Annotated in this window: 1 pseudogene; it reads left to right on the top strand. The window is 43.4% G+C overall.

Going from position 1 to position 1,018, the window contains the following annotated elements:
- Window positions 1-264 (top strand): annotated as a pseudogene (locus tag ACRC27_RS07355) (lysine decarboxylation/transport transcriptional activator CadC); the annotation flags it as partial.
- Between the last annotated feature and the right edge of the window lie 754 nt (window positions 265-1,018).

Below are 1,018 nucleotides of genomic sequence, written 5' to 3' on the forward strand. Positions count from 1 at the left end.
TTGTTCCAATTGAATAACGGCAATCTGGCGCAGGCGCAGATGTATGCTGAGCAGGCGGTGAAGCTGGAGCGTAACTGGCTGTCTTACGTGCTGCTGGGTAAGGTGTATGAGCTGGAAGGGCTGTTCAGTGATGCGGCGGATGCCTATCTGTCGGCGTATAATCAGCATCCGGGTAAGGGCACCTATTACTGGATTAAAAACGCTATCTTCCAAAGTGAACTCAATGCCGTCGCGCCTTATCTGAACGATACCACCTTTGATTAATGGGTGACTGATGACGGTATCGCGCCACGCTTTACGTCGTGGCGCAGCGGGGCGGTGTGGTGGCCGTTAGCCGCGCTGAGTGGGGCGCTTGAGGCTAGGCATCCTAGGTATTATTGAGTTGAGTGATGCTCAATGGGTTATTCGCGCTATCCTGTGCGTTTCTGTTTTTAGCTTTCCCTATTCTCATTTTTCCACTATCTCATCTTTTCATCTTTTCATTAATCCCCACCATCTTATTAGCCGCTCTCATCTTCACCTGTTCCATTCTTTTTTATCATGATCATTGTTTATTTTTTTCTCATACTTTCCGCATGTTCTGTACTTGTTTTTTTAGCTTAGGTTTATTGGTTTAGTGTTCTTGGTTTAGTAGTTATTAGCTTAGTTTGGCTGGGCTTGAGCCTTACGGTGCTATTTCTTACTTTTGGGAACATACTGATTATTTATCTTCGCCATGCAATCTGGCGGTTTATCTTGGAGATTACCGTTGCTGTTTTCTTTTTTAACCGGATGTTTTCGAGGTTGATAGCGGAGAATAAATCGTCATTTTGCGCATAGTTATTGGCAAGGATGGGATATTAAGTAAACAGGTTGCCATGTATTGCGTTATGCGCATGGATATCCCTAAAGATGTTTGTTTGTTGCTGATGGTTAATATTGCGCCATGTTGACACCGAAAAGGCACAATATTGATGCGGGTAAAGTTAATATCAACATGCTGATTTATATGTGTTTATGTTTTAAATTTAGCGAATGC

Source organism: Plesiomonas sp., from assembly GCF_051650925.1.
Classification (GTDB): domain Bacteria; phylum Pseudomonadota; class Gammaproteobacteria; order Enterobacterales; family CAMTGL01; genus Plesiomonas.